The 6,301-nt window shown below is 35.5% G+C and carries 6 protein-coding genes; 4 read left to right on the top strand and 2 right to left on the bottom strand.

Annotated features, from left to right (window positions below; all coding sequences use genetic code 11):
- Positions 1–528 precede the first annotated feature (528 nt).
- Together KS419_RS06565 and KS419_RS06560 are read left to right on the top strand one after the other, a co-directional pair.
- On the top strand, positions 529–954 hold the full coding sequence (locus KS419_RS06565; RefSeq protein ID WP_217065270.1) for a disulfide oxidoreductase: 426 nt from the start codon (positions 529–531) through the stop codon (positions 952–954).
- 5 nt (positions 955–959) lie between these two features.
- Positions 960–1,436 carry a thioredoxin family protein gene (locus KS419_RS06560; protein ID WP_217065269.1) on the top strand — a complete coding sequence of 159 codons (477 nt, stop codon included), beginning with the start codon at positions 960–962 and terminating at the stop codon, positions 1,434–1,436.
- Positions 1,437–1,489: 53 nt separating this feature from the next.
- Here KS419_RS06560 and KS419_RS06555 read toward each other — a convergent pair whose 3' ends face one another.
- Positions 1,490–2,803 (bottom strand): ATP-binding protein, encoded by a 1,314-nt coding sequence (locus tag KS419_RS06555; RefSeq protein WP_217065268.1) that lies wholly within the window; start codon positions 2,801–2,803, stop codon positions 1,490–1,492.
- A gap of 112 nt (positions 2,804–2,915) precedes the next feature.
- On the opposite strand from KS419_RS06555, the gene KS419_RS06550 reads away from it, so the two are divergent.
- Both KS419_RS06550 and iadA read left to right on the top strand, forming a co-directional pair.
- Complete coding sequence (locus KS419_RS06550) at positions 2,916–3,182, top strand: hypothetical protein (protein ID WP_217065267.1); 267 nt, start codon at positions 2,916–2,918, stop codon at positions 3,180–3,182.
- Between the two features lie 192 nt (positions 3,183–3,374).
- Complete coding sequence (iadA, locus tag KS419_RS06545) at positions 3,375–4,541, top strand: beta-aspartyl-peptidase (protein WP_217065266.1); 1,167 nt, start codon at positions 3,375–3,377, stop codon at positions 4,539–4,541.
- A 292-nt stretch (positions 4,542–4,833) separates the two neighbouring features.
- Here the strand turns inward: iadA and KS419_RS06540 are convergent, their stop codons facing one another.
- Entirely contained in the window at positions 4,834–6,054 is a 1,221-nt protein-coding gene (locus tag KS419_RS06540) for an IS110 family RNA-guided transposase (RefSeq protein ID WP_246593679.1), read from the bottom strand.
- Between the last annotated feature and the right edge of the window lie 247 nt (positions 6,055–6,301).

Below are 6,301 nucleotides of genomic sequence, written 5' to 3'. Positions count from 1 at the left end.
CTGCAAATACGTCGATTTGTCTCGACGGATACGCCTCGGAGCATTTGCTCGCAGAGGAAGAGACAGTAGTCGTGAATTTCGCTAAAAATCATCCTATTAAAAATCAACATTAGCCTTTAACATAGCCTTTTTTAAAGAGAAGCGTATAAGTTTTGGCACCTTCGGGCATTGTCTAGCTCCATCGCCTACTCGCTGCGGGGCACTTCGGAAATGACAACTGAAGTCAAAGAGCGGACTTCAAGTTGTCATTCCTCCACTGCCCTACGCTCGTGAGCATAGGCGAATACGCTTTTTCTTATTGTCTAGCTCCATCGCCTACTCGCTACGGGGCACTTCGGAAGTGACAACCGAAGTCAAAGAGCGGACTTCTAGTTGTCATTCCTCCACTGCCCTACGCTCGTGTTCATAGGCGCTTGCGCTTTTCTTTTGTATAAATTATGAAAACTGTTGTATAGTATATACGTTAGTCCCAATTCGTTATATTATTAATTCAGATTGTAAAAGTGGGGGATAAAAATGAATTCAAATATAACGAAAGAGCAAAAAATAGAGTATGCCATGTTTATAGCATGGGCAATTGCATTAATAGCTACGATTGGATCTTTATATTTTTCCGAAATCAAAAATTATATTCCTTGTAGTTTATGTTGGGTTCAAAGGATCTTTATGTACCCACTGGCAATAACGTTAGCTATTGCATCCGTTAAGAAAGATGCGAAACAGGCCTATTATACATTGCCGTTAAGTTTCATTGGACTAGGAGTATCAACGTATCATTATATGCTCGAAAAAATACCAGCTTTAAGCGCAAGAGCAGAAGCTTGTGGAATGATTCCGTGTAATTATGCGTACATCAATTGGTTTGGGTTTATAACAATCCCATTCTTGGCACTTATAGCATTCTTATCTATTTCACTAATTATGATTTATGTGATTAAAGCATCGAAGGAGTGAGTGTTGTGAAAAAAATTATTGTCTTTGCTCTAATCATTATTTTTATTTTTGGAGCATTAGCATTTATTACCTCATATCAGTCAAAACAACAATCGGAAGGGAATCCTTTCGGGAAAACTAGTCTTGACCCGGAAACAATAAAACAATTGGATGACCCAAATTACCAGAATATCATTCTGCCAGATGAGTTAGCCTCACTAATGGGAGCAGGAGAATCTGTTACTGTTTATTTTTATAGCCCGAGGTGTGAATATTGTCTTGTTGCAACACCAAGAATTGTTTCTGCTGCGGAAAAACTAGGTGTGGATGTCAAATTATTTAATGTACTTGAATTTGAAGAAGGTTGGAGAGATTATAATATAGAAGGGACACCTACTCTTATTCATTATGAAAATGGTCAAGAAGTGGAACCACGGATGGTTGGTCCATACGAAGAAGAAGTATATGAGCAATTCTTTCAACAAATTGTTTTAGGGAATTAAGCATTTAAAACGGGAGGCTGTCCAAGGACAACCTTCCATTTTTTCACCTTAAATTAAGATATATTATTGGATAAGATGGATTCGAGATCTTCAAAATTATCACATAAATTTGGTAAGTGAATGGTGAAGGATGTACCAGCTCCTAATTTACTTTTTACATAGATATCTCCACCCCAAGAGTGAATTATATTATAAGAAATCATTAAGCCTAATCCAGTTCCTTTTTCCTTTGTGGTATAATAAGCGTTTCCAAGTTGTTTAAGTTGCTCTTTAGACATACCTACTCCAGTATCTGTAATGGTTATATCCACATGATCTTTATTTTCTTTGGCCGATAGAGTTAATGTGCCACTGTTTTCCATGGATTCAATGCCATTCTTGGCAAGGTTTAAAATAACCTGTGTTAATTCCTGTTCTTTCCCTAATATAGTAATGTTTTTAGGGACTTCCATATCTAATTTCACATTATTCATTAAAGCATAAGCCTGAATTGTATGCCGTACTTTATCCAATACTTTGAATACATTTACTGGTTTATTCACCTTTATTTCCGGTTTTGCTAAAGATAAATAATCACTTATAATGGATTGAGCCCGGTCAAGTTCAGAGATCGTTAATAATAAGTATTGTTTTTCATTTTCTGATAAATCCGATCTGGAATGAATCAGTTGAATGAATCCCCTCGCAACTGTCATTGGGTTTCGCACTTCATGGGCAACCGATGCTGCTAACTCACTTACAACACGTAATTGTTCACTTTTTTGTAAGTCCTTTTGTAAACGCTCGTTCATTCTTATTTTATCAATGAGTAACAAAGTAATAATAACTGTAGGAATATGAGTTAAAGAAAAAAACAAAATCGTTTGAAAAGCTTCTATTCTTGGCATTGTTAAAATAGTGGATGGGAAAAGAAATATAAAAAGTGGTGGGACGAAGTAGATGATAATAGAAGACATATATTGCTTTTGTTTAGACCAGGTTAAATAAAATTTGGATTTTATGTAAGCTGCCAATAAAATCGTTAAACATGAGAGAAGTGCAAAGAAGAAAAAAGCTAAGTATTCTAATCCATGAATGAGTATATGTGCAGTAGTTTGTAGGAAAACTAAACTAATGCCTATAGGGAATCCACCTAATAACGTTCCAATATATATAGGTATTGTACGGAGGTCAAAGGGAACACCATTAAACGATTTTATTGAAAAATACATAAGAGTTACCATTACTGAGGAACAGATAAGAAAGTATATAAATCTCTTATAAGATGAGTAACGAAAAGACCGTAAGTCATTCCAAAACGTGACATAAAGAAAAATAGGAGTTAAAATGATAAATACATTTAATAAATAATGAAGAAAAAGATCCATATAAAAACCTCCTACAATACCATACTTTTGAATTTATTTTACGTAGAAAAACTCCTAAAAACAATGGAATGTGTAAAAATTTAGTTATGACAATAGAAAGGAGATAAAATGAATGAATAAATTACTTAATTACATAGGAATCGGAATATTTATAGGTTGGTGTATCGCAATTTTCGCGAATTTTTCCATATATCAACATACCACATTGCAAATAACACTATTCCACCCCATATTTGATGCTATTTTATTCATGGGTATTATGACGGCGATATTTTTTGGGGCAAAAGGTTTATATTTAAAAAAGGAGATAAGTGCATCTGTTTTTTTGGCATTGTTAGGCACGATATCGATTACTTTTGCAGTTCTCCTGTTTGTATAAATTAAATAATAATAAGAGGCTAGGACAAAATGTGTTTTTATCCATGAGAAGTCAGAACGAATTGATGACATATCGATATTGTTCCCATTCTTCCTTAACACTTTCTTGTGTCCCAGCCTCTTTCAATTTTCTAGGCAAAGAATGTGGAGATGTTAAAATGAAACTAACCCATAAAAGTGGAGGAGATACAAGTTGATTAAGCTCATAAAAAACGGGGAAATTTATGCACCAGAGTTTTTAGGGGAAAAAGATATATTAGTTGTAGATGGTCGTATAGGGGCCATCTCAGATAATATCTCAATGGATGAAATAGAAGATTATGTAGAAGTATTTGACGCAACTGGTTTGACAATAGTCCCTGGTTTAATTGATGGACATGTTCACATTACTGGAGGTGGTGGTGAAGGGAGCTTTAAAACAAGAACCCCGGAATTACTGCTGTCTGATTGCTTAATTGGGGGAATTACAACTGTAGTTGGTGTTATTGGAACAGATGGAACAACTAGAACCATGACAAATCTTTTAGCGAAGGCAAAAGCATTAACGGAAGAGGGAATTACATGTTATTGTAAAAGTGGAAATTACCATGTTCCAGTAAAAACGTTAACAGGTTCTGTAGAATCTGATATTTTGCTCATTAATGAAATCATTGGAGCAGGTGAAATTGCCATAGCGGATCACCGTTCCTCACAGCCCACAAAGGAGGAAATAGCCCGGATCGCGAGTGAGGCAAGAATCGGTGGTATCCTTTCTGGAAAGGGAGGAGTTGTCACCATTCATGTGGGAAATGGTCGATCAAAATTATCTTTATTAGAAGATGTGATTGATACAACGGATCTTCCTATAAAACAGTTCCTTCCCACTCACATTAATCGTAATCATGAATTGCTAAAAGCGGGTATTAATTATGCAAAGCGTGGTGGGTTGGTTGATTTAACAACTAGCAGTGTTGCTGGGGAGGAAAATGAATTAAGCAGCAGTAAATGTTTAAGCACAATGTTAAAAGAAGGTGTCCCTATTGAGCAAATTATGTTTACTTCCGATGGACAAGGGAGTTTACCTCGATTTGATGAACGGGGAGAATTAGTAGGTCTAGAAGTGGGGAAAGTCGTTAGTCTCTTTCATGAAATAAGGTTAGCTTATAAACGAGAAGGTATTTCATTGGAAGAAGTATTAAAAGTTGCAACATCAAATCCTGCTGATATATTAAAGTTACCTCAAAAAGGAAGGGTTTCTGTTGAAAAAGATGCTGATCTCCTATTCTTAAACAAGAAGAAGTTTGAAATAGAAGGGGTAATGGCGAAGGGAAAGTGGATGATAAAAAACAAAGAAATTTTGAAAAGAGGAACGTTTGAGTAATATTTGTTAAGGAGGCTGGACAAAACTAAAGTTTTAATCGAAAATCCGAACCAATAGACAACCATATGGAAGTATATTTCAAGAGCTAATGATTAAATCAACTATCATTGATAAAAACACTTTTGTCCCAGCCTCTTTCTTACCTACAGTCAAGTGTTTTTATTAATTAATAACTATTTTTTGGGTGGGAGGGGTACCACTCCCACCCAAAAAAACATTTTGGAAATGACAAATAGACCTGACGAGTTATGTTTTTTCGAAAGGTCATCTATGTTATAGTGTAAATAACTGATTACGAACAGATGGATGCTGTATTGTAATCATAGGTGATGTTGTGTGTGATTAGATGAAAGGCCACTTTCAAGAACTTATTCACACATGCAATTGACGCAACTTTATGGGGTTTGCCTTGAGGTTGCGTTTTTAATTTGTCATAATACTCTACAATATGATTGTTGGACTTCTTACGAAGTTTAATCATCGATTGAACCATGTAGTACAATAGTTTTCGTAATTTGTTATTTCCTCGTTTATTTATTTTATCTTTATAAAATGTATTACCAGATTGATAACGCATGATATCAATTCCAACATATGCATTCAATTGTTTATGGTTCTGGAAGCGTTGTAGATCCCCTAGTTCTCCAATTAGTCTTACAGCAGTCACCTCTCCAATCCCTGGAAAAGAAAGTAATACCTGATACTCAATACGATCTTTTGAAAGTTCAACCATCTGTTTTATAAGCATGTCTTTTTTCGCTTTAAGATCTGTGATACGTATAGCATAATCCCGAATTTGGTCACAACGAACATCATCTTTTGATATTGCTGGATAGGAATCTTGTGCTGCGTGAAGTAATTCTATTGCTTTTTCTTCTGCACGTTTAAGGGATATGTTCTTTTTTGTATTCCCTTTTATTTTATTTCGTATTACAGTTTTAGAACATGCCAATACTTCATCTGGGTGTGGGAAAAGCTGAGTGACGTTCAAAAAGAGAGCAGAACGTTTTGAAAAAAGACGCTCTAATTCAGGAAAACTAAGCTGTAAAATAGCGTGCAATCTACTGTATAGACTTATAATTTCACTATCTAGTTCATCGTAATAACGTGTTAGTGCGCGCATTTGTTTATAGTAGTTTTCTTCCTGGTATGTCGTAGAACGTTCTGTTCGAAAATGAGATTTAGCAAGCCCATGAGCATCACTTATATCTGTCTTATGACGACGCATCGAAGCCGTTTGTAGATTCGCTTCTAACGGGCTAACTCTATGATAGGTGTAGCCTTCTGCTTGAAAAAACTGTTCTAATGGTCTCGAATACACTCCTGATGCTTCAAATACAATTTCAGGTGCTTGACCATCCCGTTTAATGATTTCACAAATCCTTTCATTCAAGGCTTTAAAGGACGATTTATTATGTGTAATTTCGCCTTCATATTCACATTTATTATAGTGATTATAGATAACCATTGTACTTTTCCCCATACTAACATCGAATGCTAGAACATGTTTCATGTTCATTTCTCCTTCTCTTACCATTCATAGAAGCCTTCACATTGCCTTATCGATTCCACTTTCTTTTACTCGATCTCTTAAGGACCCAACATACTAAACTGATTCAAATAAGGGTGTGAAGTCGGCCGGTTTATAATACGGACTCTTAAATGGTCCTAGAGGCTGGTCGGCCTTACTTCACTTCTACTATAAAAAAATAGTAGCACAAACCCTGGCCAGGGTCTGCACTACTAATGTTAGTATGTTT

It is taken from the genome of Evansella tamaricis (genome assembly GCF_019042215.1).
Taxonomy (GTDB): domain Bacteria; phylum Bacillota; class Bacilli; order Bacillales; family Salisediminibacteriaceae; genus Evansella; species Evansella tamaricis.
The sequence above is the reverse complement of the archived record's forward strand: the minus strand, read 5'-3'. Positions and strand labels throughout refer to the sequence as shown.

Coding starts and splice junctions, on each gene's coding strand:
- KS419_RS06555 (WP_217065268.1), bottom strand. CDS start 2,803: ATGGATCTTTTTCTTCATTATTTATTAAATGTATTTATCATTTTAACT.
- KS419_RS06550 (WP_217065267.1), top strand. CDS start 2,916: ATGAATAAATTACTTAATTACATAGGAATCGGAATATTTATAGGTTGG.
- KS419_RS06540 (WP_246593679.1), bottom strand. CDS start 6,054: ATGAAACATGTTCTAGCATTCGATGTTAGTATGGGGAAAAGTACAATG.